This is a genomic window from Enterobacter sp. E1, from assembly GCF_016809815.1.
Lineage (GTDB): Bacteria > Pseudomonadota > Gammaproteobacteria > Enterobacterales > Enterobacteriaceae > Enterobacter > Enterobacter adelaidei.
Window position 1 is genome coordinate 1 of the sequence record NZ_JAFBJM010000007.1, and the last position, 26,623, is coordinate 26,623.

Below are 26,623 nucleotides of genomic sequence, written 5' to 3' on the forward strand. Positions count from 1 at the left end.
CGCGGTGGTCCCACCTGACCCCATGCCGAACTCAGAAGTGAAACGCCGTAGCGCCGATGGTAGTGTGGGGTCTCCCCATGTGAGAGTAGGGAACTGCCAGGCATCAATCAGGAAGAACCCCGTACCGCAAGGTACGGGGTTTTTTGCTTTTTGCGTCAAAAATGTCAGGTAGTGACTTTGCCCTGCCTTCAGTAGCGCCCATAGAACATGGTAAGGCCAGCCACTTGGTTTCTTTGAAAGATGATTTAAGCGGTGGAAACAACATTTGAGGTTTGATAAACGCAGAAAAGCAAAAACCCAGCCATAGGCTGGGTTCTTTAAATAGTGGTGCCCGGACTCGGAATCGAACCAAGGACACGGGGATTTTCAATCCCCTGCTCTACCGACTGAGCTATCCGGGCAACGGAGCGCATTAAACCGCAATCAGGCCTTATCGTCAACATTATTTCAGGAAAAGCTGTTCAACTGCTTAAGTTTGCGGCAATCTGACGGTTTACGCGCCGAATCAGCCCAATTTAGCCGATTCGTTTACGTCAATGCTCCGCCCATACGGCATTGAGCAAAGCGCAGAATGTCTTCAGCCAGGCGATGTGCCGTATCGACATCAGCCTGGCTACGGTTTACCAGCATGCGGCTCAGACAACCCTCCAGCACGAGCTCCATCTGCTTAGCCACCATTGCCGGGTCATCCACTTCCAGTGTGGTCAGCAGTTCGTGGGTGAAGTCATGCGCCGCCCGTTTTTGCTGATCCGCCAACTGATGGATAGGATGGCCAGGGTCAGGATAGAACGTACAGGCTGCAATAAACAGGCAGCCCGGATAACGGTTGTTACTGACACATTCGGTCAGGGCGGTATAGCGCGCCAGCAGCTTTTGTTCCGCTGTCAGTTCTTCGTTCAGCATCAGTTGCCTGCGCCAGACATCAACCTGCTGGCTGAGATAGCGCAGAGCATCATAAAGCAGAGCCTCTTTATCCGGCCAGAAGCGCTTAAGCTCATCCAGAGGGTAATCGATACGGTCGGCTACCATCTCAAGCGTGGTGCTGGCGATCCCTTGAATCTCAAGTAATTGCAGGGCTTGTCCCAGTACGTCTTCACGTTGCACGGTTTTCTCCTCCGCTATTCCCAACGGTTTGTCCCGTCTAAAGTGTTGTTTACGGTTGGCGATCGCGCAAATGTGTGCTGAAAGCAGCCGCATCCATAAACCCGGTTACGCGCTGTTCCGGCTGCTCTTTCCCCTGTTCATTGAAGAACAAAATGGTTGGCAGACCGAGAACATTAAGTTGTTTCAGCAGGGCCTTGTCCTGTGCACTGTTGGCTGTAACGTTCACCTGGAGGAGAACAGTCTCTTTCAGGGCGCTTTGCACCTGTGGATCGCTAAAGGTGTATTTTTCGAACTCTTTACAGGCGACACACCAGTCAGCATAGAGATCGAGCATCACCGGTTTACCTTTTGCCTCTGCCAGGGCGCTGTTGAGTTCATCCACGTTTTTAATTTGGGTGAAGTTCAGATGCGCTTGTGTCTGACCCACCGGTGTGCCGAACGCCCAGTCCTGCAGAGGGCGTATGCTCACCAGCGCGGCAGCCAGCAGCAGGATTTGCACCAGGCGCATCCATGGCTGTTTCGCCCCCAGGCTGACGAGAAATGCCCAGGCAAAGAATGCTACGCCGAGCATCGCCCATAGGCGCAAGCCCCAGACGTCGCCAATGATACGCTCAAGGAGGAATACCGGCAGCGCGAGGATGACAAAGCCAAACGCGGTTTTCACCGTTTCCATCCACGGACCACTCTTAGGCAGCAGACGATTACCAAATACTGTTACCAGAATGAGCGGTAGACCCATCCCTAAAGCATAAAGGTACAACGTACCCCCGCCGAGCCACATATTGCCGCTCTGGGCGATGTAGAGCAGGATGGCGCTCAGTGGGGCCGTAGTACACGGGGAACAAATAAGACCGGCAATCGCCCCCATCGCAAACACGCCGCCTGCAGAGCCCCCCTGCTGACGGTTACTCATCAGCGTTAAGCGGGTTTGCAAAGCCGACGGTAACTGCAGAGTAAACAGGCCGAACATCGACAGTGCCAGCAGGATGAAGATCACCGACAAGCCAATAAGAACGTAAGGATGCTGCAGTGCTGCCTGGAACTGTAATCCGGCAGCGGCGACCACAAGGCCGAGCGCCGTATAGGTAAGCGCCATACCCTGCACGTAAATAAAGGCCAGAAGCAGCGCGCGGGCGGTGGAAAGGCGTTTCTTACCGCCCAGCACGATGCCAGAGATGAGCGGATACATCGGCAGCACGCAGGGGGTAAAAGCAATGCCAATGCCAATCAGTAAGGCCCACAGTGCGGAGAACGGAAGGTCAGCGGGAGCTTCACGCTTCTCGCCCGAAGGAAGAGGGGTAACCGTGGTTGACGCTTTCACTTCACTGAGTGGAACCACCTTCGTTTCAGGGGGATAACAGAACCCGGCATCCGCACACCCCTGATAGGTCACCGTCAGCGTGGCGCCTTTATCGGCCTGATTCACCGTAACAGGCACGCTCAGGCGCTGGCGATAGATTTCACTTTTGCCGTAAAACTCATCCTTATGCCACTCGCCTGGGGGCATCTGTAAAGCGCCCACGTTTGCCTGAGCTGGCGTGATGCTTACCTGCTTGCGGTAGAGGTAATACCCCTCTTTGACCTGCCAGTTGAGATTTAGGTCGTGCTGATTTTGCTGAAAATCGAAAATGAACGCCTGGTCGGCAGGGATAAAATTCGAACGGCCGGGTGCGTCAAACAACCCGGCAAATACTGACGTGCTGCACAGCAGCAGGATCAGCGTAAGGAAGCGTTGAGCCATGAGAGATAGTCGTTATCGCCGTGGACTACTGGCAACACCAGCAGCTCTGGGGTTTGGTAAGGATGATGAGATTTGAGGCAGTCCAGGAGTGCCTGCTGGTTCGCCTGATTCGTTTTTAACAGCATCTGGACTTCGTACTCCTGCTCCAGTTTACCTTCCCAGCAGTAAAGGGAGGTGGCTCCGGGGAGGAGCGTCACGCAGGCAGCCAGCTTTTCGGCCAGCACTTTGGCGGCGAGATCCTGGGCAGAGGCTTCATCAGGGGCGGTGCACAATACGACAACAGCATCAGGCGTGTTCACAAGTCGACCTCCTCATCACGAAAGTCTTCACTATATCACGCGAGGCGATTGGTCATTAATGAATCGGGCCGCAGAGCGGCCCGATTTTAACTATTTTTACAACAACGCATGGTTTACAGCACGATGCCGCCGATGATAAATCCGAGGATCACGCACAACGTAATGGCGACCACACCCGGGATCAGGAACGCATGGTTAAACACGTATTTACCGATACGGGTTGAGCCGGTGTCGTCCATCTCCACTGCGGCCAGCAGAGTTGGATAGGTTGGAAGAACAAACAGAGCAGAAACCGCCGCAAACGAAGCGATTGCCGTCAGTGGCGTTACGCCCAGCATCAGGGCCGCAGGCATCAGTGCTTTGGTGGTCGCCGCCTGAGAGTAAAGCAGGGTAGCGGCGAAGAACAGGACTACCGCCAACAGCCATGGGTAGTTGTGCAGCAGGTCACCCGCAACGGTCTGAATGTCGCTGATGTGTGCTTTCACGAAGGTATCACCGAGCCATGCAACGCCCAGTACGCAGACACAGGCGCTCATACCGGATTTAAAGGTGCTGGCGTTCAGCACTTCGCTGGTGTCAATTTTGCAGGTGATGCTAATCAGCGTAGCGATGGTCAACATGAACACCACAATCGCTTCGTTACGCGGCAGCACCGGGTTCTGGATCAAGCCCACCGTGTCACTGATGGCGGTCGCGTAGAACATGACTGCGACGATACCGATCAGGAACAGCAATACCGAGCGTTTTGCATGCGGTTTCAGTTCGAAGACCTGGCTACCACGCAGTTTCACTTCACCCTTAGCCAGACGTTCCTGATACACCGGATCGTCTTTCAGTTCGGCGCCAAGGAAGTTACACAGTACGGCAGTAATCATCACCGCAATCAGCGTCACTGGAATACAGATCGCCAGCAGCGTCAGGTAACTCACGCCCATCGGTTCAAGAATACCGGCGAAGAAGACTACGGCAGCGGAAATTGGCGACGCGGTGATTGCAATCTGCGACGCAACTACCGCAATGGAGAGCGGACGAGAAGGACGAATACCTTGCTCTTTCGCCACTTCGGTAATCACCGGCAACGTAGAGAATGCGGTGTGTCCGGTTCCCGCGAGAATGGTCATAAACCAGGTCACCAGTGGGGCAAGGAAGGTGATGTATTTTGGATGGCGGCGCAGCATACGCTCCGCCAGACTCACCAGGTAGTCCATACCGCCTGCCACCTGCATCGCTGCGATAGCGGCAATAACTGCCATGATGATTTCGATAACGTCAAAAGGTATTGCACCGGGTTTGATCTGAAAGATAAGGGTAAGAACGAGCACCCCGAGACCGCCGGCAAAACCGATGCCGATACCCCCGAGTCTTGCTCCCAAATAAATCGCCAACAAGACGATGACGAGTTCTGCTCCAAACATAAGGACCTGCCTTGCTTATTAACAAGTTGATATTGAATTGTTGTATTTTGGTAACGCTTATAAAGAAAAAAGGCACGTCACAAGTGACGTGCCTTAAGAAGCCTAGCCTGAACGGTTACTGTTCGCTTTCATCGGTATATCGTTTCGCTTTATATGCCGGGTGCATCAGGTTTTGGGCCGAGAAAATATCGTCCAGCTCGGCTTCGGTCAACAGTCCGCGTTCCAGCACCACTTCACGTACGCTCTTACCGGTTTCGGCGCAAATCTTACCGACGATGTCACCGTTGTGGTGGCCGATGAACGGGTTGAGGTAGGTGACGATCCCGATGGAGTTATAGACATAACCTTCACAGACTTCTTTATTCGCTGTGATGCCGTTAATGCATTTTTCCAGCAGGTTGTAGCAGGCGTTGGTCAGGATGTGGATGGATTCAAACATCGCCTGGCCAATCACTGGTTCCATCACGTTCAGCTGCAACTGACCCGCTTCAGAGGCCATGGTCACGGTCGTGTCGTTACCGATGACTTTGAAGCAGACCTGGTTCACCACTTCTGGTACAACCGGGTTCACTTTGGCTGGCATGATGGACGAGCCCGCCTGCAGTTCTGGCAGGTTGATTTCGTTCAGACCCGCACGCGGACCAGAGGAGAGCAGGCGCAGGTCGTTACAGATTTTGGACAGTTTCACCGCCAGACGTTTTAGGGCGCTGTGTACCATCACGTAAGCGCCGCAGTCGGAGGTCGCTTCAATCAGGTCTTCTGCAGGGACAACCGGCAGGTTAGAGACTTCAGCCAGTTTCTGTACCGCCAGTTGCTGATAGCCATCCGGGGTGTTCAAACGTGTACCGATGGCGGTTGCGCCCAGGTTCACTTCAAGCAGCAACTCGGAGGTGCGCAGCAGGTTTTTCGTTTCTTCGTTGAGCAGCACGTTAAACGCGTGGAATTCCTGGCCGAGGGTCATTGGCACTGCGTCCTGTAATTGGGTACGACCCATTTTCAGGATATCCTGGAACTCAACCGCTTTACGCTGGAAGCCATCGCCCAGTTGGTTAATTGCGTCCACCAGTTTCACTACAGAGGCATACACCGCGATACGGAAACCGGTAGGGTAGGCGTCGTTGGTGGACTGGCATTTATTAACGTGGTCGTTCGGGTTCAGGTACTGGTATTCACCTTTCTGGTGACCCATCAGCTCCAGGCCAATGTTTGCCAGTACTTCGTTGGTATTCATGTTGACAGAAGTGCCCGCGCCGCCCTGATAGACGTCAACCGGGAACTGGTCCATGCATTTGCCGTTGTTCAGCACTTCATCGCAGGCCGCGATAATCGCATTTGCCGCGCTTTTAGGAATGGTTTGCAGCTCTTTGTTGGCCAGCGCTGCGGCTTTTTTCACCATCACCATGCCACGGACAAATTCAGGGATGTCGCTGATTTTGCTGTTGCTGATGTAGAAGTTTTCAATCGCTCTCAGAGTGTGGACACCGTAGTAGGCATCCGCTGGAACTTCCCTGGTACCCAACAAGTCTTCTTCGATACGAATGTTGTTTAACATGTGAACCTTCTTTTCAAGCTGCCGATGGATTGTACTAAACACACAGTATTAATGTGGTTTTGAATATTTTCTGACCGACGATTATTCCCTCAATCAGCCAGATGCTCGAGATCATATGCTGATGATAGCGAATTGCCGTAAGCTGGATCACTTATTATCGAGCCGATTCCATGATAATTATTAATCTGTGAAATGAGTCACCGCTTTAATATTTCCAAAAAAAATATCCGTGCAAACTGATTGAAATTTCGCTAACCGTCACCATCTCATACAAACGCGCGTCGCGAACACATTCAGACAGGGGCCCAACGGCACCTGCCACACAGGAGATGCCAGTGCGCTGGATACCGTTTATTGCTTTCTTTCTCTATGTTTACATTGAGATTTCCATTTTCATCCAGGTTGCCCATGTGCTGGGCGTCCTGCTGACGCTGATTCTGGTGATTTTCACCTCTGTCATCGGCATGTCGCTGGTGCGTAATCAGGGTTTCAAAAATTTCCTGATAATGCAGCAGAAGATGGCTGCTGGTGAAAGCCCGGCCGCGGAGATGATCAAAAGCGTGTCTCTGATTATTGCGGGTCTGCTGCTGATTCTGCCGGGGTTCTTCACCGACTTCCTCGGCCTTTTATTGCTTCTGCCACCGGTGCAAAAGCACCTGACCATGAAGCTGCTGCCGCATCTGCGCTTTAGCCGTATGCCGGGCGGTGGGTTCAGCACCGGCCCGGGTGATACGTTTGAAGGGGAGTATCAGCGTAAGGATGAACAGCACGACCGTTTAGACCATAAAGACGATCGGTAATTTTGTTGCCCGGTAGCTTCGCTTACCGGGCACTACAGGCACGCATCGCGCTTCGGTAAAAACACCCACAGCACCGTCAGCATGATAATGGCGTACAGACTCTTCCATCCCACCATCGCCAGTAGTAACAGGCAAAGCACGCCTCCGATGACCGCCAGTACTTTGTAGCGACCTTTCAGCAGCCGACAACCCGACAGCATGCACAGCAGATAGATCATAATGAAAATGCCGTTGGCGTAGACGATCAGCGCATCCAGATTGATATTCAGGGCGTAAATACACAGCGTACTCAGCACGCAACAACCCAGCACGGCATTCAGAGCAGTTAATGGAAGCTGGCGTTTTGACAGACGCGCGAGACGGCTTTCAGGCTTGTACAACGCTTGCGACCACACCAGGCGGGCAAAACTCTGAATGTAGATATTGAGGCTGGCAAAACAGGCGAGATAACCAATCACGCAGGCCACCCAAAGGGCTTTCACCCCAAACAATTGCACCACAATGCCTGGTAGCGAGGCGGCAGCCGCTTTATCCGCCCCGAATGCGTTAAAGTGCAGCACAAGCACGGTACACGCCCAATAGACCGTTCCCGCCAACAACAGACCAATCATCAGCGCGCGCGGGAAATCGCGTTCAGGTTGCGTAAACTCGGAAGCCAGATGGGCGAACGCTTCAAGTCCAACAAAGCACCAGAACATGACGGAAAGCGCAGCGAAAAGCTGCGAATGGTCGACATCCTTGAGTGCCGGGAAGGGAATTTCCGCTACGGTGAGATCTCCTGCCCACCAGATAGCGACAATCAGTGCGACGATAAGGATTGCGACCAGCGTTTGCAGATTGGCACTGGAACTGGCTCCGCGCGAACCGACCCACCAGACAATCGCCAGCGTACCTAGTTCGGCTAACAGCAACTGCTCATTATGCCAACCAAACAGCGCCTGGCCAAAGCCGGTCGCAATATGAAGCGCCGCAGGCAGGCCAACCGGAATGACGGAGAGAAACAGCCAGCCGGTAACACGCTGCAACCGCGGGCCAAAGGCCAGCCCGACAAAATGCGCCACGCCGCCTGCGCTGGGAAAATGCCGCCCCAGGATGGCAAACACAATGGCTATTGGGAAAACCAGCACAATCAGTACCGGCCACGCCCACAGGCTGTTATTTCCGGCAACCATCGCCGCCAGTGCGGGTACGGCAAACACGCCCGTCCCTAACAAGGAGGTTGAGAGCAGGCCAACGCCTTGCGCCAGCCCCAACTCCTGCTTGAGTCCACTCATTGACATCGCCCTGCCAGTACTAAAAGAGAGGCGATGGTAACACTTTCGCAAATTTTTTTTTCAACTCCCCCTTGAAGGGGGAAAAAGCTATCCCCATCTCTCAGGGCACTAGTCGGAAAACCGCATGCGGGCCGGCGTCATCCATAACTGATAATGACTTTCTCAAAGGAGAGCTATCAATGAGTATTCGTCCGTTACATGATCGTGTGATCGTCAAACGTAAAGAAGTTGAAACCAAGTCTGCTGGCGGTATCGTTCTGACCGGTTCTGCAGCAGCCAAATCAACGCGTGGCGAAATCATCGCTGTCGGTAAGGGCCGCATCCTGGAAAACGGAACTGTGCAGCCACTGGACGTTAAAGTTGGTGACATCGTAATTTTCAACGATGGCTACGGCGTGAAATCCGAGAAGATCGACAATGAAGAAGTGTTGATCATGTCCGAGAGCGACATTCTGGCAATTGTTGAAGCGTAATTTACGCACGAGAATTTGAGGAAATAAGAACATGGCAGCTAAAGACGTAAAATTCGGTAACGACGCTCGTGTAAAAATGCTCCGCGGCGTAAACGTACTGGCAGATGCAGTTAAAGTAACTCTGGGCCCGAAAGGCCGTAACGTAGTGCTGGATAAATCCTTCGGCGCGCCAACCATCACCAAAGATGGTGTTTCTGTAGCACGTGAAATCGAACTGGAAGACAAGTTCGAAAACATGGGTGCGCAGATGGTGAAAGAAGTTGCCTCTAAAGCGAACGACGCTGCAGGCGACGGTACCACCACCGCGACCGTACTGGCGCAGGCTATCATCACCGAAGGTCTGAAAGCCGTTGCTGCGGGCATGAACCCAATGGATCTGAAACGTGGTATCGACAAAGCTGTCGCTTCCGCTGTTGAAGAACTGAAAGCGCTGTCCGTACCGTGCTCTGACTCTAAAGCCATTGCTCAGGTTGGTACCATCTCCGCTAACTCCGACGAAACCGTAGGTAAACTGATCGCTGAAGCGATGGACAAAGTCGGTAAAGAAGGCGTGATCACCGTTGAAGACGGTACCGGTCTGGAAGACGAACTGGACGTGGTTGAAGGTATGCAGTTCGACCGCGGTTACCTGTCCCCATACTTCATCAACAAGCCAGAGACTGGTGCTGTTGAACTGGAAAGCCCGTTCATCCTGCTGGCTGACAAGAAAATCTCCAACATCCGCGAAATGCTGCCAGTGCTGGAAGCCGTTGCGAAAGCAGGCAAACCGCTGGTTATCATCGCTGAAGACGTTGAAGGCGAAGCGCTGGCGACCCTGGTGGTTAACACCATGCGTGGTATCGTGAAAGTGGCTGCGGTGAAAGCACCTGGCTTCGGCGATCGCCGTAAAGCGATGCTTCAGGATATCGCTACTCTGACTGGCGGTACCGTTATCTCTGAAGAGATCGGTATGGAGCTGGAAAAAGCGACCCTGGAAGACCTCGGCCAGGCTAAACGTGTTGTGATCAACAAAGACACCACCACCATCATTGATGGCGTAGGTGAAGAAGCCGCTATTCAGGGCCGCGTTGGTCAGATCCGTAAGCAGATCGAAGAAGCCACCTCTGATTACGACCGTGAAAAACTGCAGGAGCGCGTAGCGAAACTGGCAGGCGGTGTTGCCGTAATCAAAGTGGGCGCAGCGACCGAAGTTGAAATGAAAGAGAAGAAAGCACGCGTTGACGATGCCCTGCACGCGACCCGTGCTGCGGTAGAAGAAGGCGTGGTTGCTGGTGGTGGTGTTGCGCTGGTGCGCGTTGCCGCTAAACTGGCTGGCCTGACTGCGCAGAACGAAGATCAGAACGTGGGTATCAAAGTTGCACTGCGTGCAATGGAAGCACCTCTGCGTCAGATCGTATCCAACGCCGGTGAAGAGCCATCTGTGGTTGCGAACAACGTGAAAGCGGGCGAAGGTAACTACGGTTACAACGCAGCGACTGAAGAATACGGCAACATGATCGACTTCGGTATCCTGGACCCAACTAAAGTGACCCGTTCTGCTCTGCAGTACGCGGCATCTGTTGCTGGCCTGATGATCACTACCGAGTGCATGGTGACCGACATGCCTAAAGGCGACGCACCTGACTTAGGTGCTGCTGGTATGGGCGGCATGGGCGGTATGGGCGGCATGATGTAATCGTGCGTTCTACGTCGTAGAATGTGAAAAACCCCCGGGCAGAAATGCTCGGGGGTTTTTCTTTTGGTCATCTTTTAGGTATAAGGTTTACACACGGACAACTACTGTCCAGCTTATTGAAAACGAGGAATAACATGCGCGTAAAAGTCTGTGCAGGGATCGTAGGAGCAGCATTGCTGCTGGCGGGTTGTAGCTCCAGCAATGAACTGTCGGCAGCGGGCCAGGGCGTTCGCTTTGTGGAAGATAAGCCTGGCAGTGAATGTCAGCTGTTAGGCACCGCAACCGGTGAGCAAAGCAACTGGATGTCAGGTCAGCATGGCGAGGAAGGTGGTTCTATGCGCGGTGCGGCGAATGCCCTGCGTAACCAGGCTGCGGCCATGGGTGGGAACGTGATTTACGGCGTAAGCAGCCCAACGCAGAGTATGCTGTCCAGCTTCGTGCCGACCGCCAGCCAGATGAATGGCCAGGTCTACAAGTGCCCGAACTGATTGCCTTTTCCCTCTCCCGTTGGGAGAGGGTTAGGGTGAGGGGAATTAGTGTTGCCGCAACTGTAAATCCAGCGGCGTCTTGCTTGGCTCACCGCCAATCTCACGTGCCAGTTTCGGCACCATATAGCCTGAAACCAGCGTTAACAGTTCGCGCATAATCTGCCGGGCTTCTTCATCCGTTACCATGAAATGTGCCGCACCCTGAACGCGATCCAGCACGTGCAGGTAATAGGGCATTACTCCGGCATCAAACAGGGCATTGCTCAGGTCAGCCAGCACGTGGGCGCTATCATTCACGCCACGCAGCAGCACGCTCTGGTTTAGCAGCGTCACGCCCGCTTTACGCAGACGCGCCATCGCCGCGCGAAAATCATCGCCAATTTCGTTCGCGTGGTTAATGTGGTTCACCAGCAGCACCTGCAGTCGAGACTGCTCCAGGCGCGACACCAGGCCGTCAGTGATACGCGCCGGAATGACAATCGGTAAACGGCTGTGAATGCGCAGACGCTTAATGTGCGGGATGGCTTCAAGCTGAGTCAGCAGCCAGTCCAGCTCGTGATCTTTCGCCATCAGCGGATCGCCACCGGAAAAAATAATCTCGTCCAGCTCCGGATGGGCGGCAATATAGTCCAGCGCGACCTGCCAGTTGCGTTTATTGCCCTGATTTTCCGCATACGGGAAGTGCCGACGGAAGCAATAACGACAATTTACCGCGCAGCCACCTTTTACCAGCAGCAGGGCTCGGTTGAGATACTTATGCAGTAAACCTGGCACCACACTGTTCTGCTCTTCCAGAGGATCGGTGCTATAACCCGGCGCGGTGACAAATTCATTCTGCGAAGTAAGTGTTTGTTTTAAAAGTGGATCGTCGGGGTTGCCTTTCTCCATCCGTGCCACAAACGCACGGGGAACGCGCAGGGCGAAAAGGCGCTTTGCCTCGCGTCCTGCAAGCAACTCTGGGTGCTGATCGAGGTCTAAAAGACGCAGCAATTCATCAGGACTGGTGATTACATCGGCAAGTTGCGATAACCAATCTTCTCTGGACGGGGTGTTTAGGGTTACAATATGCGCCATTTTGTGGCTTAGCTACCAGTTAACAAATTTAGAGGGCCTTATGGCAACGTACTATAGCAACGATTTTCGTGCTGGTCTTAAAATCATGATGGACGGCGAACCGTACGCGGTTGAAGCCAGCGAATTCGTTAAACCAGGTAAAGGCCAGGCATTCGCACGCGTTAAGCTGCGCCGTCTGCTGACCGGTACCCGTGTTGAGAAAACCTTCAAGTCTACTGATTCCGCTGAAGGCGCTGATGTTGTTGATATGAACCTGACCTATCTGTACAACGACGGTGAGTTCTATCATTTCATGAACAACTCTACTTTCGAACAGCTGTCTGCTGATGAGAAAGCGGTAGGTGACAGCGCGAAATGGCTGCTGGATCAGGCCGAGTGCATCGTGACCCTGTGGAATGGCCAGCCTATCGCTGTGACCCCACCTAACTTCGTTGAGCTGGAAATCGTTGAAACCGATCCAGGTCTGAAAGGCGACACCGCAGGTACCGGTGGTAAGCCAGCCAAACTGTCTACCGGCGCAGTGGTTAAAGTTCCACTGTTCGTACAGACTGGCGAAGTGATCAAAGTGGATACCCGCTCCGGCGAATACGTATCCCGCGTGAAGTAATTTACGTTATGATTGAAGGCGCAGCGCCCGCTGCGCCTGATTTTTACAGGCAGGGATGATGAAACGTACCGTTAAAATTCTGCTTCTGTTAGCGCTTTCCAGCGCATTACTCTCCGGCTGTAACACCACGCGTGGAATGGGACAAGATATCCAGGATCTCGGCCATATCATTTCTCACGCCGCCAGCTAAGTTCGTCTAATTTTCCTAAAAATGCTTCCTTTTCCGTCAGCCGACGGGATCTTGTCTATTCTTAAGTTGCTATACACAAAACAACTTTGGCTATAAAAGGAAGATATTATGGTTAAGAAGACAATTGCAGCGATCTTTTCAGTCCTGGTACTTTCTTCGGTGTTAACGGCCTGTAATACCACGCGTGGCGTCGGTCAGGATATTTCTGAAGGTGGTAGCGCAATCTCTGGTGCGGCAACAAAAGCCCAGCAGTAATTAACAAACGGTACGGGACCTGATGGGTTTCGTACCGTCAGCTTTCTGATTCCTGCAAGGATAAAAACGGTGAAAAACGCGTATCCATATGCAGTTTCATGCGGATATTTCGTTTATAGGTATAGACCGTTTTCCCGTTGATACTCAGGTGAGCGGCAATTTTCTGATTGCTCGCACCGTCCATCCACAATGTCAGCACTTTCTCTTCCTGCCGGGTCAGCAAGGGGGCCGCCGTCGTCGGCCTGTCAGCGCTTGCGCGCGAGACTAATGCGTCGTTGATAACCGTTGCGACTTCTTCGAGGCTGGCGTTTTTCAACAATGACGACCAAACCGGGAACTGCCCGAGCCAGTCCGTCATGCTGTTGTCTTCTCCCGATTGCAGCAAGATAAAAGGCAATTTTTCACTGGCGTTAAGTAGGGTAGAGAGCTGTTGGAAATGGTGAATATCCTGCCTGAAGCCGTACAGGTCAGCGATAACCAGATTGGGTTTCCATTGCAGAATGTGCTCTCTGGCAAGAAATAGATTATTCAGCCCGGTCACAACGTAGTGCCCAGGGAACAAACCGGAGTGATTGAGCCATGCTTCAAACCCTGCGCGGGTGAAGTGACAACGGTCAATCAATAGAATTTTGAACATATTTTATTCGCAGTCGGCTAGTGGTTTGGCTTCCTGCCATCAGAAAGCACATCATCATAGAGAAGTCAGATGAGTGGTAAATGCTTGAACTCCGCGCCATACTGCGGCTATTTCTTGCCTTAACGTGTTCAGCAGAAAGGGATTGAAAAAAAATCGCACGCTAAGCAAAATAAAGGGCGTAATCTTTGCCTTACGGGACGACCCGTAAGCGTATCTTTCACCGGGGACGGCCCCAACTTACCTGTAAGTTAAGGAGCCTGAAATGTCCTGGATCGTTCTTTTAATTGCCGGCCTGCTCGAAGTGGTATGGGCGATTGGTCTCAAGTACACCCACGGATTTACCCGTCTGACGCCCAGCGTCATTACCGTTACCGCGATGATAGTCAGTATCGTCCTGTTGTCGTGGGCGATGCGTTCTTTGCCTGTGGGAACGGCTTATGCTGTCTGGACAGGCATCGGCGCCGTAGGCGCTGCCATCACGGGCATTCTGCTGCTGGGAGAGTCAGCGAGCCTGGCACGTATCGCCAGCCTCGCTCTGATCGTGGCCGGTATCATTGGGTTGAAACTCAGCACGCATTAATGGGGTTGTTCTACCCAGATGAGTTTTGACACATCAAACCCCTGCCGGGTCGCAACATCCAGCATCTGCTGTTTCATCTCAGACGAGATGGTTGGCGTGCGGGAGAGTATCCACAGGTAGTTGCGATCCGGCCCGCAAACCAGCGCATGGCGGTACTCTTTGTCGAGTGCTATCACGTTGTAGCCGCCATAGAAGGGGCCAAAGAAGGAGACTTTGAGCGCGGCCCTCCGTGGATCGCCAGTGAAGTATGCTTTTCCTGTCGACTGCTGCCACATCTCCCGGTCGGGATTATAGCCCCTGTTGATCACCTGAATACCGCCATCATCCATCGGACTGTAATTCGCAGTGACTTTCTCTAAGCCCCGTTCAAACCGATGGTCCAGGCGGGCGATTTCATACCATGTTCCGAGGAAGCGTTGTGCATCGAAAGGCGTGACAACGGTAACGCCAGAAGGTGGGGTAGGGGAACTACAGGCAACCACTAAAAACGCGGCTGTCACCGCGGCGATAACAGGCAGAATGCGCATAGGAGTTTCCTTACTGTTTTTTTGTTAAGTGTAGATGACGGCAAGGAAAATGCGGGGTGTTTTGCCGGGTAAGCAGAGTCGCCACCCGGCAATGTTTTACTTCAGCGCGTCGAGGATACGATATGCCGCCTCAACTCTCGCCGGGTTCGGGTAGCTTTTATTCGCTAGCATCACAATGCCAAGCTGCTTTTCTGGAATAAACGCCACATAGCTACCAAACCCGCCAGTAGAGCCCGTTTTATGCACCCAGGACGCTTTTACCGGAGGGGCCGTGGGATTCACTTCTACCGCAGGCAACGGTGCCAGGGCAACCTTATTATCACTACCCTCGACCACGGTTTTGGCTTCTACCGGCCAGTTCAGCATCTCCCAGCCTAACCCTTGATACATGGCACCTACGCGCCAGTATCGGGATTGCGCAAGGGCGATACCTTGCTTCAGAGAGGTATCCTGCAGAGTATCGGGAGACATGTTCGCCATCACCCAGCTCGCCATATCTTTGACGTTGGTTTTCACACCATAGGCTTCGGCATCCAGCATGCCCGGCGAAACGTGGACGGCTTTACCGTCACGGTATCCCCAGGCGTAATGCTCTCGTTCAGATTCCGGAACGTTAATCCACGTATGGTCCAGCTTGAGCGGCTTAAAGACCCGCATCGTTATGGCCTGCTCATAGTTCATACCGGAAGGTTTAACCGCAAGGGCGCCAAAAAGACCAATACTGGCGTTCGCATAAAGACGCGTGGTTCCCGGCTTCCACTCTGGCTGCCAGTCCTGATAGAAGCGCAGCAGAGAGGCGTTATCGGTCACCTCATCCGGTACCTGTAATGGCAGACCACCCGCAGTATAGGTAGCCAGATCCAGCATGCGAATTCCCTGCCACTGCTTGCCTGTCAGCTCAGGCCAGTATTTTGTTACCGGATCGCTCAGCGAAATTTCACCGCGAGCAATGGCATCGCCACCCAGGACGCCGGTGAAGGTTTTACTTATAGAACCCAGCTCGAACAACGTTTGCGGGGTAACAGGTTTGTTCGCCGCGATATCGGCTTTGCCGAAGGTAAAGTAGTGCGGCTGACCCTGATAAATTACGGCGACCGCCATCCCCGGGATGGTCTGCGCTTTCATCAGAGGGGTAACGGTACGTTTCACCACATCAGCCAGCTGTTTTTCTGACATCGGTGCAGCAAAGACGGAGCAGGAGGTGCTGAGTAACAGGGCGCAGCAAAGGGATTTTTTCATCATCAGTTATCTTCCGTAATAGCAGGTCAAAGGAGTGTCCGGGCCCGTCAGACAGCTGTAGTCTGTGGGATTTGACTGTCGCTGACAAACGGTTAAATTTAGCATTAGCTGTTAATTTTTCTAACGGATGGGCCGATGACTCGCAGCTATCTCCCGCTTAATTCGCTTCGTGCTTTCGAAGCAGCCGCAAGGCATCTCAGTTTTACTCATGCCGCGATAGAGCTGAATGTTACCCATTCTGCTATCAGCCAGCATGTTAAGACGCTGGAACAGCACCTGAACTGCCAGCTTTTTGTCCGTGTTTCGCGCGGGCTGATGCTGACGACGGAAGGTGAGAATTTGCTGCCAGTGCTTAACGATTCGTTCGATCGTATCGCCGGAATGCTGGATCGCTTTGCCAGCCATCGCGCGCAGGAGAAACTCAAAATTGGTGTGGTAGGAACCTTCGCGACCGGTTTTTTATTCTCGCGGTTGTCTGATTTCCGCCGCTGCTCTCCGCATATCGATCTTCACCTTTCAACCCATAACAACCGCGTCGATCCGGCGGCTGAGGGGCTTGATTACACGATCCGCTACGGTGGCGGGGCGTGGCACGGGACCGAAGCGCAGTTCCTTTGTGATGCGCCGATGGCTCCGCTTTGTTCACCCGATATCGCCGCCGGGCTCCATACTCCGGCCGACATTCTGAAATTTACCCTGCTGCGCTCCTACCGGCGCGATGAGTGGTCGGCGTGGATGCAGGCGGCGGGGGAGCATCCCCCGTCACCCACGCATCGGGTGATGGTGTTTGATTCGTCTGTCACCATGCTGGAAGCCGCGCAGGCCGGTGTGGGAATTGCGATCGCTCCGGTCGATATGTTTACGCATTTGCTCAACAGCGAGCGCATTGTACAGCCGTTTGCCACACAGATTGATCTGGGCAGTTACTGGTTAACAAGACTACAGTCGAAAGCCGAAACCCCGGCAATGCGTGAGTTTGCGCAGTGGCTGGTGGGCAAAATGCAGAACTAAAAAGGCCCGCCGGAGGGCGGGCCAGAAGGGTCAGATGGTGACCACGGCAATCAGCGTTACTACGGTCAGAATGGTTGCCAGGCCGTAGAACACCCATTTACCGCTCGGGACATGGATTTTCAGGTCATGCATCGCATGGTGAATACGGTGCAGGCCACACCACAGCGGCAGGACGATCATCAGGAAGATGAATACGCGGCCGATAAAGCTACCCGCAAACGCCAGCACGCGTTCGTAGCTCAGTGCATCACCCGGGAACAGCCCCAGCGGCAGCATAATGCCGACCAGCAGGATGATCACAGGTGCGATGATGGCACTCCACATGCCGCCAGCGCCAAACAGTCCCCAGAAGACCGGCTCGTCAGAACGTTTTGGATTTGGATTGATCACAGTAGTCTCCTTACCAGAACAGTGCGACAAACAGAATGACCACAGTGACCAGAAGCGTCACTGCCCAGAGGCCTTTAATTACCGGCTCTGGCCCCATTTTCTCGCCTTTTACGATGATGTTCGCCGCTTTTGGCGCCAGTTCAAACCAGGTTTTGGTATGAAGCAGCGCGGCCGCGAGCACGATCAGGTTCAGGACCACAATGATCGGGTTTTGTAGAAAGCCAACAAAGCTTGCCCAGGCTTCCGGACCATGCTTGAGGGCAAAAACACCGTACATCAGCTCAAGACTGAACCAGACCGCCGGCACCGCTGTGCCTTCACGCAGCATATAGAAGCGATAAAACGGCAGATTTTTCCACCAGGTGGACGGCACTGGCCGTACATAGGCTTTGCGTTTAGTCGTCATTATGCACTCCTTAGCGTGGTTTCAGGGTAGCGATAAGAAAGTCTTTCGAGCTTTCCACTTTACCCTGCTGAATAGCGGCGGCCGGGTCGACATGCTTCGGACAGACTTCGGAGCAGTAACCCACGAAAGTACAGCTCCAGACGCCGTTCTGGCTGTTAAGCTGCGCCATACGTTCTTTTTTACCGTGGTCGCGGCTGTCTTCGTTATAGCGGTGCGCCAGCGTAATGGCGGCCGGGCCGATGAATTCGGGATTCAGGCCAAACTGTGGACATGCGGCGTAACACAGGCCGCAGTTGATGCAGCCAGAGAACTGATGGTATTTCGCCATCTGGGCCGGGGTCTGGGTATTTGGACCCTGATCCGGCGTGCGCGGATTGCCGATGATGTAAGGCTTAATGGCTTCCAGACTTTCGATAAAGTGGGTCATATCGACCACCAGATCGCGCTCAATCGGGAAGTTGCCCAGCGCTTCAACCTTGATGCCCTTGGTGTAATCACGCAGGAAGGTTTTACAGGCCAGTTTCGGCACTTTGTTAACCATCATGCCGCAGGAGCCGCAGATGGCCATGCGGCAGGACCAGCGGTAGCTCAGGTCTGGTGCCAGGTTATCTTTGATATAGCCAAGCGCATCCAGCAGAGAGGTTTGCTCGTCATAGGGGACTTCATAGAAAGCGCTATGTGGTGCGGTGTCCACTTCCGGATTGTAGCGCACCACTTCAACTTTCAGTTTTTGCATCTCAGCCATTCGCCTTCTCCTTCTTCTCGGCGGCTTCTGCTTCTGCGCCGTACACGCGTTTAGCCGGTGGCAGCGTGGTGATTTTCACGTCACTGTAGTCCAGACGTGTGGTGCCATCTGCATCGCGCCAGGCGAGAGTGTGTTTCAGGAAATTGACGTCGTCACGTTCGGTACAGCCTTCATCAAGACGCTGATGCGCCCCGCGTGACTCTTTACGCGCCAGCGCAGAGTGCGCCATACATTCTGCCACGTTCAGGCCGTGACCCAGCTCGATGGTATAGAGCAGGTCGGTATTGAAGACGCTGGAGGTATCGGTAATGCGCACACGTTTGAAACGCTCCTGCAATTCCGCCAGCTTATCGACGGTTTTTTGCATCAGCTCAGGGGTACGGTAGATACCGCAGCCTTCTTCCATCGACAGGCCCATCTCGTCGCGGATCTTAGACCAGTTCTCGTTACCTTCCTGGTTCACCAGGTCTTTCAGGCGTTTTTCAACGTCAGTAACCTGAGCATCGAGCGCGGCACCGTTAGCTTCGCCCGCTGTAGCCGCGCGTTCCATTGCGCGCTCGCCCGCCATGCGACCAAAGACGACCAGCTCTGCCAGCGAGTTCGACCCCAGGCGGTTGGCGCCGTGCAGGCCCACAGAAGAACACTCGCCGACCGCAAACAGGCCTTTGATACGGGTTTCGCACTGCTGGTCGGTTTCGATCCCGCCCATGGTGTAGTGCGCGGTTGGACGTACCGGAATCGGTTCTTTCACCGGATCAACACCGACGTAGGCTTTTGCCAGTTCGCAGATGAACGGCAGGCGTTCCAGCAGCTTCTTCTCACCCAGGTGACGCAGGTCGAGATAGACCACATCGCCGCGTGGTGTGGAGATGGTGTTGCCTTTGCGCCACTCGTGCCAGAAGGCCTGGGAGACTTTGTCGCGTGGGCCGAGTTCCATGTATTTGTTTTTCGGCTCGCCAAGCGGGGTTTCCGGGCCCATGCCGTAATCCTGCAGATAGCGGTAGCCATTTTTGTTGACCAGAATACCGCCTTCACCACGGCAGCCTTCCGTCATCAGAATGCCGGAGCCCGGCAGGCCAGTCGGGTGATACTGTACGAACTCCATATCGCGCAGCGGCACACCGTGGCTGAGCGCCATGCCCATACCGTCACCGGTGACGATGCCGCCGTTGGTATTGTAGCGATACACGCGGCCCGCACCGCCCGTTGCCATCACCACCGCATTAGCGCGGATCTGGACGAGCGTGCCTTCCATCATGTTCATCGCCACCAGGCCGCGAGCCTGTCCGTCATCAACCAGAATGTCGAGGACGAAATGTTCATCAAAGCGCTGAATTTGTGGGAACTGAAGAGAGGTCTGGAACAGAGTGTGCAGCATGTGGAAGCCGGTCTTATCGGCGGCGAACCAGGTACGTTCGATTTTCATTCCACCGAAGCGGCGAACGTTGACGCTGCCGTCCGGACGGCGACTCCACGGACATCCCCACTGTTCAAGCTGGGTCATCTCCGTAGGACAATGGTGTACAAAGTAGTCAACCACATCCTGTTCGCAAAGCCAGTCGCCCCCTGCAACCGTGTCGTGGAAATGGTATTCAAAGCTGTCATGATCCTGCGCGACGGCGGCGGACCCTCCTTCAGCTGCAACCGTGTGGCTGCGCATTGGATAGACTTTTGAAATCAATGCGATTTTAGCGTTGGGATTAGCTTGTGCTGCAGCAATCGCAGCACGTAATCCAGCACCGCCAGCGCCAATTACGGCAAGATCGGCTTGAAAAGTTTGCACGACATTCCTCCAGATTTTTGTTATTTCGCAACGCGACAAACTAAAGGTAGTTCACCTGCCCAAAGGGACAATTGCGAAAGCGTTTCCACTGCTCCTTTATGGGTAAAACAGTATAACCGTGTAGATGTCAGGGAAATTTGACGTGTTCGATTTTTTTGCTGTTCTGTACGGTGATTTATCATCGTGATTGATGAATTGCGTCACGTAATTACGCACCTAAATGAAATGCGCGTTTTTACTGCGCAAAATTTGTCTCTGTCCCCGCTAACGAGTAGACTTCGTGCCCTTGTCTGAAATCGGAGAATTACCCATGAGCGAAACGGCCACCTGGCAGCCGAGCGCATCCATCCCAAATCTGTTAAAACGCGCTGCAATTATGACGGCGATCCGCCGTTTCTTTGCCGACCGCGGAGTCCTGGAGGTGGAAACGCCGTGCATGAGTCAGGCAACGGTAACCGATATTCATCTGGTCCCGTTTGAAACCCGTTTTGTTGGCCCGGGGCACTCTCAGGGCATGAATTTGTATCTGATGACCAGCCCGGAATACCACATGAAACGCCTGCTGGCGGCAGGATGCGGTCCGGTGTATCAGCTGTGCAGAAGCTTCCGTAATGAAGAGATGGGGCGTCACCACAATCCGGAATTCACCATGCTGGAGTGGTATCGTCCGCACTATGATATGTACCGTCTGATGAATGAGGTGGATGACCTGCTGCAGCAGGTGCTGGATTGCTCAGAAGCGGAAACTCTCTCCTATCAGCAGGCTTTCCAGCGCTATCTGGAAATCGATCCATTGTCAGCGGACAAGACTCAATTGCGCGAAGTGGCGGCAAAACTGGATCTCAGCAATGTGGCAGATACTGAAGAAGATCGCGATACGCTTCTGCAGTTGCTGTTCACGTTTGGCGTTGAACCGCAGATTGGCAAAGACCGCCCGACGTTTGTCTATCACTTCCCGGCAAGCCAGGCGTCTCTGGCGCAGATCAGCACGGAAGATCATCGTGTGGCAGAGCGTTTTGAGGTCTATTACAAAGGCATCGAGCTGGCGAACGGTTTCCACGAATTGACGGACGCGCGTGAACAGCAGCAGCGCTTCGAGCAGGATAACCGTAAGCGTGCCGCGCGCGGTCTGCCGCAGCAGCCCATTGATGTTAATCTGCTTGAGGCATTAAAAGCAGGTTTGCCGGATTGCTCCGGCGTGGCGCTGGGTGTTGACCGCCTGGTGATGCTGGCGCTGGGTGCAGAACAGTTGGGCGATGTGATTGCGTTTACGGTCGATCGTGCCTGAAAAAATGCCGGGTGGCGCTGCGCTTGCCCGGCCTACTCCCCCGGTGGCAATTTTCCTTTCCATTTCGCATAACAACATTAAAAACTGCCACATTCTCTATACACGGGTCTTTTTCTTAATTTGCTCCCTATAGGCACAATTTTTGTCTGGTCTTCTGCTACCATCCGCGCAGATTAATTTCCTTTGGATGGTTCTATGTCCCACTCACTCAAAAAGATGACCCTCACCGGGCTCATCCTGATGATTTTTACCTCCGTCTTTGGCTTCGCTAATAGTCCGTCGGCCTTTTACCTGATGGGTTACAGTGCGACGCCGTTCTATATCGTTTCAGCCCTGTTCTTCTTCATCCCATTCGCGCTGATGATGGCGGAAATGGGGTCGGCATACCGGAAAGAAGAAGGAGGGATCTACTCGTGGATGAATAACAGTATCGGCCCGCGCTACGCGTTTATTGGCACGTTTATGTGGTTCTCCTCTTACGTTGTCTGGATGGTCAGTACTGCGGCCAAAGTTTGGGTACCGTTCTCGACGTTTGTTTTCGGTAGCGATAAAACCCAGGTCTGGTCTCTGGCGGGCCTCAGTTCTACACAGGTGGTCGGGATTCTGGCCGTTTGCTGGATGGTGGTTGTGACGCTGGTCGCGTCTAAAGGCATCAATAAGATTGCCCGGATTACCGCCGTGGGCGGGATCGCAGTGATGTGTTTGAATCTGGTGCTGCTCCTGGTCAGTATCGCTATTCTGTGCCTGAACGGCGGTCACTTTGCGCAGGAGGTGAACTTTGTTGCTTCGCCTAACCCAAGTTATCAGTCCGGCCTTGCGATGCTCTCTTTCGTGGTATTCGCCATTTTCGCCTACGGTGGTATCGAGGCGGTAGGGGGTCTGGTCGACAAAACGGAGAACCCGGAAAAGAACTTCGCGAAAGGGATTATATTTGCCGCCATCGTCATTTCCATTGGCTATTCGCTGGCAATCTTCCTCTGGGGGGTCAGTACCAACTGGCAGCAGGTGTTGAGCAACAACACCACTAACCTTGGCAACATTACTTATGTGTTGATGAAAAGCCTGGGAATGACGCTGGGACAGGCGATGAACCTGACGCCGGAAGCGGCGGTGACAATGGGCATCTGGTTTGCGCGCATTACCGGCCTGTCAATGTTCCTCGCCTATACCGGCGCGTTCTTTACGCTGATCTACTCGCCGCTGAAAGCGATTATTCAGGGTACGCCAAAAGCGCTGTGGCCAGCGCGTATGACGCAACTGAATACGGCGGGAATGCCTGCCAACGCGATGTGGATGCAATGCCTGTTGGTGTGCGTGTTCATTCTGCTGGTGTCGTTTGGCGGTGATACCGCGTCAGCGTTTTATAACAAGCTGACCCTGATGGCGAACGTGTCAATGACGCTGCCGTATCTGTTCCTGACGCTGGCGTTCCCGTTCTTCAAAGCGAAGCAGGGTCTTGAACGTCCGTTTGTGATTTTTAAAACCCGCACGTCAACGCTACTGGCGACGACTGTGGTCGTGCTGGTGGTGGCGTTCGCGAATATCTTCACTGTCATTCAGCCAGTGATTGAGGCGAATGACTGGAACAGCGCGATGTGGATGGTTGGCGGCCCGATCTTCTTCTCGCTGCTGGCGATGGGGATTTATGAGAATTACCGCCGACGCTCAGTGGCGTACGTCACGGAAGCGGTGTAGCGGTTAAAACGCCCCTCCCGAAAGAGAGGGGCGAAGATTTACAGGCTTCCCGCCGGGCGCTTACGTGCCGCCGACGTCAATGTTCTTCCCGTTTTACGTCCGTCCAGACTTTCCAGACGCATCTGGAACGGTGGGAATGGCATATCAATACCATGCTCGCGGAAGCCAGCCAGAATCAGCTGGTGGATCTCGTGGCGCAGCGGCATACGGTGTCCCATTTCTGCAGCGTAAATACGCAGCTCGAAAATCTGAATCCCCTGCTGCAAATCGACCAGGAATACTTCCGGTGCCGGGTTATCGAGCACCAGCGTGCAGCGCTCGGCTGCGGTGTAGAGAATTTGTGTCACCTCTTCACTGTTGGCATCCGACGGTGCCGGTAGTGTCAGCACCACACGTGTGACCGAGTCTGACAGCGACCAGTTGATGAACTGTTCGGTGATGAATGCCTTGTTCGGCACGATGATCTCTTTACGGTCCCAGTCGCTGATCGTTGTGGCGCGGGTATTGATCTTCGTTACGCTACCGGTCAGATCGCGGATCGTCACCGTATCGCCTATACGAATCGGTTTTTCAAACAGGATGATCAGGCCGGAAACAAAGTTAGCGAAAATTTCCTGCATGCCAAAGCCAAGTCCAAATGTCAGCGCAGCGACCAGCCACTGTAATTTAGACCACTCAATGCCAATCATTGAGAAACCCACCATCCCGCCAAAGAGCAGGATCAGGTATTTAGTGATGGTGGTAATGGCGTAGCCCGTGCCGGGGGTTAAATCCAGATGTTGCAGCAGAGCCAGCTCCAGGAGCGCCGGGAAGTTACGTACCAGTTGGGTAGTAATGATCAACACCAGAATGGCAATCAGTACTGAACCTAAGGTTATAGGCTCCAGACTTTCCACGCCCTGAACTGTAGATGTCACGTCCCAGAGAGAGATGTTCTCCAGGAAGCCAAACGCGGAGTGAATTTCCGACCACAGCACGATCACCGACAGGAGAGCAATCAGCATCAGGATAGAGCGCACCAGGCGCAGGGACTGGGTACTGATGGCATCCAGATCCAGTTCGACATCGTCCGCCTCCGTCGTCCCTTCCGTGCTGTTGACGTGGTTTGGCTCATCCTCACCCCGCGCACGCTGAGCGAGGATTTCTGCCCGGCGATGCTTGGCACGGTCGAAGGCCAGACGGCGGCGCTGAATCAACATCCAGCGACGGATGACGTGATACACCACCAGAAGCAGGAACCAGATCGCCACCGAGGTTTCCAGCCGCGCCAGCAGCGCCTTCGAAGTCGCCAGGTAACCCACCGCCGCTGCCAGCATCGCAATCAGCGGAGCGCTCAGCAGCAGGTTCCAGAGCAGGCGGTTGAACATGTTGTCGCCGCTACCGGATTTATCAAGATAGAGCGGTATACCGGCGCGTTTCAGGCTGAGCGTGACGATGGCCAGCGCCCCGCATATCAGCATAAAGCAGAGGCGACCCAGTGAGCCTGAGAACTCCCGGTCGTTAAGATTATCGAACATAATCAGCGCCATAATGAGTGGCACAATCAGTCCGATGCTCATCAGATAGTAACGCATAGCGCGTGCAACACGATTACGCGGCCAGCCAAAGTGGGCGATGAACAGGCCATTTGGCCGCGCGAATGTGGCGCAAATCATCACGACCCACAGCAGTGGAACCGTCGCGGTGACGCCATCGCCTATCGCCACGGCGAGCGGATAGGGCCAGGCTTCCCGCAGGCCGTACCCCAGCGTCATCCACAATACCGGTAGGGGAGAGGCCACGAGAATCGACCAGAACACCGTGCGGAGCGTCAGCCAGAAGTGATCCTGGGTGACTTTCCCCACGCGCGAACTGGAACGCTCCAGAAAACGGGTGAAATGTCTGCGCGAGTAAATGCTAAAGCCCACCAGAATCAATGCGCCCAGCAGTGGGAAAATGGTCTCTTTGCTGGTGAGCATCATCACGCTGGCCTGTCCCAGCTGGCTGAAGGTGTCCAGTGAAATCAGGCGGCGCAGATCCTGAACAATCTCAATTGGCCACGAGAAAGTCATTGGACGCACGTCAGAGGTCCAGAAGAGGTAACGGTGCGTTGCCTCGTTTACCTCTTTCAGCGCATCTTCAAGCTGACTGTTTGATACCTTCAGCTTGGTAAGCTCGAGGATCAGCGTATCACCGCCCTGGAGCAGTGAGTTCAGGAGTTCACGCTGGGTGCGCAACTGGGCTTCAAGGATCCGGTTTTGCTCACTGCTCAGAGGTTGCCCGTCAGCCTGACGGATCTGGCGAATTTGCGGTTGTTTATTGAGAAGATCTTCAAAGTGCAGTCGCTGAACGCGTAGCTGGGCCATCTCGGTATCCAACTGCTGCGGCTTCGGCATTTCCGGCAGGCGTGCAACCTGAGCTCGTAACGCCTCGCCCAGCAGGTTTGATGACCCAAGCCACTGCGACTGTTCGCGCAGAGTGTTGAGCGCCTGGCGGACCTGCAGGGTTTGGTTCGTCGCCTGCCGCTGTTGTGAAGCGACCAGGTCCATACGCTGTGCCTGCTGGTTCAGTGCCGCTGAAAGCTCACGGTTGATCTTGAACTGATCGACGATGCCGACGGGCAGGTTAGCGCTGTTTTCCGCCAGTAGCTCGGTACTTTCCAGCGCGCGTTCGGCCTCGCGCTGGCGCTGGCTATTCAGCTGGTTACGTAGCGCCTGGAGATAAGCATCAAGCTGTTCGCTCTGTTTTTGCGCCAGTTCTGAACGCATCCGCGATAGCTCCTGGCGGTTATTGGCGGAGAGCTGCGCCAGCTCCAGTTCATCGACCAGCGCTTTCAGGCGGGCAGACTCAGCCTGCAGCCCAAGGTTTTGTGCCTGGTTTTGCGGCGTGTTGCCGGTTTGTGTGCCGACGCGGCGTTCAACCTCGTTGAGCTGACGGCGGGCATCGGTTTGCTGTTGCGGAAGCTGGCTGAGGGAGTCGGCAATTTCACGCGCTCGCTCCTGCTCCTGCTGGGCAAGGCGGCTCTTTTCCAGAAGCTGGCTGCTGACCTGCAGGATCTCCTGGTTCAGGGCGTCCGAGGTCATGCCTGCGGGCACGTCGCGCGGTTCGTCACGCAAATTATTGAGCTGCGCGCGCAGCGTCTGCGAGAGTTTGGGGAAGTTGTCGATAACCTGCTGATATTGCTGAGCGCGCTCAAGGGAGCCTTTCCGCTCCTCAAGCGCGTTCAGGGCAGACTGGAGCGACTCGACGGTCTCTGGCTGAGCGGGTTTGGCCGCTTTTGCCTGCTCCAGTTCCTGCGTTATCTGTTTGGCGTCGGGGGCTGTCGCTGCGTACGCCCCCATGCTGAGGCACCAGGCCATCAGTAGAACGATAATCGGGCGCACGTCAGCGATCCTT

General features: G+C 54.2%; 26 protein-coding genes, 1 tRNA gene and 1 rRNA gene. 12 read left to right on the forward strand and 16 right to left on the reverse strand.

Annotation, left to right across the window (positions count from 1 at the left end; all coding sequences use genetic code 11):
- Positions 1-102 (forward strand): 5S ribosomal RNA (rrf, locus tag JGF26_RS16810); the annotation flags it as partial.
- Between the two features lie 223 nt (positions 103-325).
- On the opposite strand, the gene JGF26_RS16815 is transcribed toward rrf, so the two are convergent.
- The 6 genes from JGF26_RS16815 to aspA form a co-directional block, all read right to left on the reverse strand.
- Positions 326-401, reverse strand: a tRNA-Phe gene (locus JGF26_RS16815).
- Between the two features lie 127 nt (positions 402-528).
- Complete coding sequence (locus JGF26_RS16820; protein ID WP_028016412.1) at positions 529-1,104, reverse strand: transcriptional regulator; 576 nt, start codon at positions 1,102-1,104, stop codon at positions 529-531.
- A 49-nt stretch (positions 1,105-1,153) separates the two neighbouring features.
- The gene (locus JGF26_RS16825; RefSeq protein WP_134708434.1) at positions 1,154-2,845 is read right to left on the reverse strand and encodes a protein-disulfide reductase DsbD; all 1,692 of its coding nucleotides are present in this window, start codon (positions 2,843-2,845) and stop codon (positions 1,154-1,156) included.
- Positions 2,821-3,144 (reverse strand): divalent cation tolerance protein CutA, encoded by a 324-nt coding sequence (gene cutA / locus JGF26_RS16830; protein ID WP_028016414.1) that lies wholly within the window; start codon positions 3,142-3,144, stop codon positions 2,821-2,823. Before cutA ends, JGF26_RS16825 begins: the two co-directional genes overlap by 25 nt.
- Positions 3,145-3,257: 113 nt before the next feature.
- On the reverse strand, positions 3,258-4,559 hold the full coding sequence (locus JGF26_RS16835; protein WP_028016415.1) for an anaerobic C4-dicarboxylate transporter: 1,302 nt from the start codon (positions 4,557-4,559) through the stop codon (positions 3,258-3,260).
- Positions 4,560-4,674: 115 nt separating this feature from the next.
- Positions 4,675-6,111: an aspartate ammonia-lyase gene (gene aspA, locus JGF26_RS16840; protein WP_003855923.1), complete on the reverse strand. Its 1,437-nt coding sequence runs from the start codon at positions 6,109-6,111 to the stop codon at positions 4,675-4,677.
- Between the two features lie 335 nt (positions 6,112-6,446).
- Between aspA and JGF26_RS16845 the strand changes: the two genes are divergently transcribed.
- Positions 6,447-6,911, forward strand: a complete 465-nt coding sequence (locus JGF26_RS16845; RefSeq protein ID WP_025758222.1) for an FxsA family protein — start codon at positions 6,447-6,449, stop codon at positions 6,909-6,911.
- Between the two features lie 32 nt (positions 6,912-6,943).
- On the opposite strand, the gene yjeH is transcribed toward JGF26_RS16845, so the two are convergent.
- Complete coding sequence (gene yjeH, locus JGF26_RS16850) at positions 6,944-8,185, reverse strand: L-methionine/branched-chain amino acid transporter (protein ID WP_134708435.1); 1,242 nt, start codon at positions 8,183-8,185, stop codon at positions 6,944-6,946.
- Positions 8,186-8,364: 179 nt separating this feature from the next.
- Between yjeH and JGF26_RS16855 the strand changes: the two genes are divergently transcribed.
- The 3 genes from JGF26_RS16855 to JGF26_RS16865 all read left to right on the forward strand — a co-directional run bounded on the left by JGF26_RS16855 (position 8,365) and on the right by JGF26_RS16865 (position 10,821).
- Entirely contained in the window at positions 8,365-8,658 is a 294-nt protein-coding gene (locus tag JGF26_RS16855; protein WP_003855929.1) for a co-chaperone GroES, read from the forward strand.
- Between the two features lie 31 nt (positions 8,659-8,689).
- Entirely contained in the window at positions 8,690-10,333 is a 1,644-nt protein-coding gene (groL, locus tag JGF26_RS16860; RefSeq protein WP_014882201.1) for a chaperonin GroEL, read from the forward strand.
- A 134-nt stretch (positions 10,334-10,467) separates the two neighbouring features.
- Positions 10,468-10,821: a DUF4156 domain-containing protein gene (locus JGF26_RS16865; protein WP_023310115.1), complete on the forward strand. Its 354-nt coding sequence runs from the start codon at positions 10,468-10,470 to the stop codon at positions 10,819-10,821.
- A gap of 45 nt (positions 10,822-10,866) precedes the next feature.
- Here the strand turns inward: JGF26_RS16865 and epmB are convergent, their stop codons facing one another.
- Positions 10,867-11,895, reverse strand: a complete 1,029-nt coding sequence (gene epmB / locus JGF26_RS16870; RefSeq protein WP_028016419.1) for an EF-P beta-lysylation protein EpmB — start codon at positions 11,893-11,895, stop codon at positions 10,867-10,869.
- Positions 11,896-11,935: 40 nt separating this feature from the next.
- On the opposite strand from epmB, the gene efp reads away from it, so the two are divergent.
- The 3 genes from efp to ecnB all read left to right on the forward strand — a co-directional run bounded on the left by efp (position 11,936) and on the right by ecnB (position 12,947).
- Positions 11,936-12,502 (forward strand): elongation factor P, encoded by a 567-nt coding sequence (gene efp, locus JGF26_RS16875; RefSeq protein ID WP_010427766.1) that lies wholly within the window; start codon positions 11,936-11,938, stop codon positions 12,500-12,502.
- 58 nt (positions 12,503-12,560) lie between these two features.
- Complete coding sequence (locus tag JGF26_RS16880) at positions 12,561-12,692, forward strand: entericidin A/B family lipoprotein (RefSeq protein ID WP_024907352.1); 132 nt, start codon at positions 12,561-12,563, stop codon at positions 12,690-12,692.
- Between the two features lie 108 nt (positions 12,693-12,800).
- Positions 12,801-12,947, forward strand: coding sequence for a lipoprotein toxin entericidin B (gene ecnB, locus JGF26_RS16885; RefSeq protein WP_003025482.1), 147 nt, complete (start codon positions 12,801-12,803; stop codon positions 12,945-12,947).
- Positions 12,948-12,984: 37 nt separating this feature from the next.
- On the opposite strand, the gene JGF26_RS16890 is transcribed toward ecnB, so the two are convergent.
- Positions 12,985-13,584 (reverse strand): LuxR C-terminal-related transcriptional regulator, encoded by a 600-nt coding sequence (locus JGF26_RS16890; protein WP_028016420.1) that lies wholly within the window; start codon positions 13,582-13,584, stop codon positions 12,985-12,987.
- A gap of 262 nt (positions 13,585-13,846) precedes the next feature.
- Between JGF26_RS16890 and sugE the strand changes: the two genes are divergently transcribed.
- Positions 13,847-14,164, forward strand: coding sequence for a quaternary ammonium compound efflux SMR transporter SugE (gene sugE, locus JGF26_RS16895; protein WP_028016421.1), 318 nt, complete (start codon positions 13,847-13,849; stop codon positions 14,162-14,164).
- Here sugE and JGF26_RS16900 read toward each other — a convergent pair.
- A complete protein-coding gene (locus JGF26_RS16900; protein ID WP_028016422.1) occupies positions 14,161-14,691 on the reverse strand; it encodes a lipocalin family protein in 531 nt (176 codons plus the stop codon). The genes sugE and JGF26_RS16900 overlap by 4 nt on opposite strands.
- 96 nt (positions 14,692-14,787) lie before the next feature.
- Positions 14,788-15,933 (reverse strand): ACT family cephalosporin-hydrolyzing class C beta-lactamase, encoded by a 1,146-nt coding sequence (gene blaACT / locus JGF26_RS16905; RefSeq protein ID WP_134708436.1) that lies wholly within the window; start codon positions 15,931-15,933, stop codon positions 14,788-14,790.
- Positions 15,934-16,065: 132 nt separating this feature from the next.
- On the opposite strand from blaACT, the gene ampR reads away from it, so the two are divergent.
- Positions 16,066-16,941, forward strand: coding sequence for a LysR family transcriptional regulator AmpR (gene ampR / locus JGF26_RS16910; RefSeq protein WP_028016424.1), 876 nt, complete (start codon positions 16,066-16,068; stop codon positions 16,939-16,941).
- 30 nt (positions 16,942-16,971) lie between these two features.
- Here ampR and frdD read toward each other — a convergent pair whose 3' ends face one another.
- The 4 genes from frdD to frdA are packed head-to-tail and all read right to left on the reverse strand — an operon-like array spanning position 16,972 to position 20,265.
- Entirely contained in the window at positions 16,972-17,331 is a 360-nt protein-coding gene (frdD, locus tag JGF26_RS16915) for a fumarate reductase subunit FrdD (protein WP_013095272.1), read from the reverse strand.
- A gap of 10 nt (positions 17,332-17,341) precedes the next feature.
- A complete protein-coding gene (gene frdC / locus JGF26_RS16920; RefSeq protein WP_134708437.1) occupies positions 17,342-17,737 on the reverse strand; it encodes a fumarate reductase subunit FrdC in 396 nt (131 codons plus the stop codon).
- A gap of 10 nt (positions 17,738-17,747) precedes the next feature.
- Complete coding sequence (gene frdB, locus JGF26_RS16925; protein WP_028016426.1) at positions 17,748-18,482, reverse strand: fumarate reductase iron-sulfur protein; 735 nt, start codon at positions 18,480-18,482, stop codon at positions 17,748-17,750.
- On the reverse strand, positions 18,475-20,265 hold the full coding sequence (frdA, locus tag JGF26_RS16930; RefSeq protein ID WP_028016427.1) for a fumarate reductase (quinol) flavoprotein subunit: 1,791 nt from the start codon (positions 20,263-20,265) through the stop codon (positions 18,475-18,477). Before frdA ends, frdB begins: the two co-directional genes overlap by 8 nt.
- Positions 20,266-20,575: 310 nt before the next feature.
- Between frdA and epmA the strand changes: the two genes are divergently transcribed.
- Positions 20,576-21,553 carry an elongation factor P--(R)-beta-lysine ligase gene (gene epmA, locus JGF26_RS16935; protein ID WP_028016428.1) on the forward strand — a complete coding sequence of 326 codons (978 nt, stop codon included), beginning with the start codon at positions 20,576-20,578 and terminating at the stop codon, positions 21,551-21,553.
- Positions 21,554-21,748: 195 nt separating this feature from the next.
- Positions 21,749-23,248: a glutamate/gamma-aminobutyrate family transporter YjeM gene (gene yjeM / locus JGF26_RS16940; RefSeq protein ID WP_134708438.1), complete on the forward strand. Its 1,500-nt coding sequence runs from the start codon at positions 21,749-21,751 to the stop codon at positions 23,246-23,248.
- Positions 23,249-23,286: 38 nt separating this feature from the next.
- Here the strand turns inward: yjeM and mscM are convergent, their stop codons facing one another.
- Positions 23,287-26,610, reverse strand: a complete 3,324-nt coding sequence (mscM, locus tag JGF26_RS16945; protein ID WP_028016430.1) for a miniconductance mechanosensitive channel MscM — start codon at positions 26,608-26,610, stop codon at positions 23,287-23,289.
- Positions 26,611-26,623: the final 13 nt, after the last annotated feature.

Bases quoted from the DNA above. Each gene is read 5' to 3' on its own strand.
- JGF26_RS16900 (WP_028016422.1), bottom strand. From the start codon at position 14,691: ATGCGCATTCTGCCTGTTATCGCCGCGGTGACAGCCGCGTTTTTAGTG.
- sugE (WP_028016421.1), top strand. From the start codon at position 13,847: ATGTCCTGGATCGTTCTTTTAATTGCCGGCCTGCTCGAAGTGGTATGG.
- ecnB (WP_003025482.1), top strand. From the start codon at position 12,801: ATGGTTAAGAAGACAATTGCAGCGATCTTTTCAGTCCTGGTACTTTCT.
- frdB (WP_028016426.1), bottom strand. From the start codon at position 18,482: ATGGCTGAGATGCAAAAACTGAAAGTTGAAGTGGTGCGCTACAATCCG.
- JGF26_RS16835 (WP_028016415.1), bottom strand. From the start codon at position 4,559: ATGTTTGGAGCAGAACTCGTCATCGTCTTGTTGGCGATTTATTTGGGA.
- ampR (WP_028016424.1), top strand. From the start codon at position 16,066: ATGACTCGCAGCTATCTCCCGCTTAATTCGCTTCGTGCTTTCGAAGCA.
- groL (WP_014882201.1), top strand. From the start codon at position 8,690: ATGGCAGCTAAAGACGTAAAATTCGGTAACGACGCTCGTGTAAAAATG.
- yjeM (WP_134708438.1), top strand. From the start codon at position 21,749: ATGTCCCACTCACTCAAAAAGATGACCCTCACCGGGCTCATCCTGATG.
- epmA (WP_028016428.1), top strand. From the start codon at position 20,576: ATGAGCGAAACGGCCACCTGGCAGCCGAGCGCATCCATCCCAAATCTG.
- epmB (WP_028016419.1), bottom strand. From the start codon at position 11,895: ATGGCGCATATTGTAACCCTAAACACCCCGTCCAGAGAAGATTGGTTA.
- efp (WP_010427766.1), top strand. From the start codon at position 11,936: ATGGCAACGTACTATAGCAACGATTTTCGTGCTGGTCTTAAAATCATG.
- aspA (WP_003855923.1), bottom strand. From the start codon at position 6,111: ATGTTAAACAACATTCGTATCGAAGAAGACTTGTTGGGTACCAGGGAA.
- JGF26_RS16865 (WP_023310115.1), top strand. From the start codon at position 10,468: ATGCGCGTAAAAGTCTGTGCAGGGATCGTAGGAGCAGCATTGCTGCTG.
- JGF26_RS16855 (WP_003855929.1), top strand. From the start codon at position 8,365: ATGAGTATTCGTCCGTTACATGATCGTGTGATCGTCAAACGTAAAGAA.
- frdC (WP_134708437.1), bottom strand. From the start codon at position 17,737: ATGACGACTAAACGCAAAGCCTATGTACGGCCAGTGCCGTCCACCTGG.
- yjeH (WP_134708435.1), bottom strand. From the start codon at position 8,185: ATGAGTGGACTCAAGCAGGAGTTGGGGCTGGCGCAAGGCGTTGGCCTG.
- JGF26_RS16890 (WP_028016420.1), bottom strand. From the start codon at position 13,584: ATGTTCAAAATTCTATTGATTGACCGTTGTCACTTCACCCGCGCAGGG.
- JGF26_RS16825 (WP_134708434.1), bottom strand. From the start codon at position 2,845: ATGGCTCAACGCTTCCTTACGCTGATCCTGCTGCTGTGCAGCACGTCA.
- JGF26_RS16880 (WP_024907352.1), top strand. From the start codon at position 12,561: ATGAAACGTACCGTTAAAATTCTGCTTCTGTTAGCGCTTTCCAGCGCA.
- blaACT (WP_134708436.1), bottom strand. From the start codon at position 15,933: ATGATGAAAAAATCCCTTTGCTGCGCCCTGTTACTCAGCACCTCCTGC.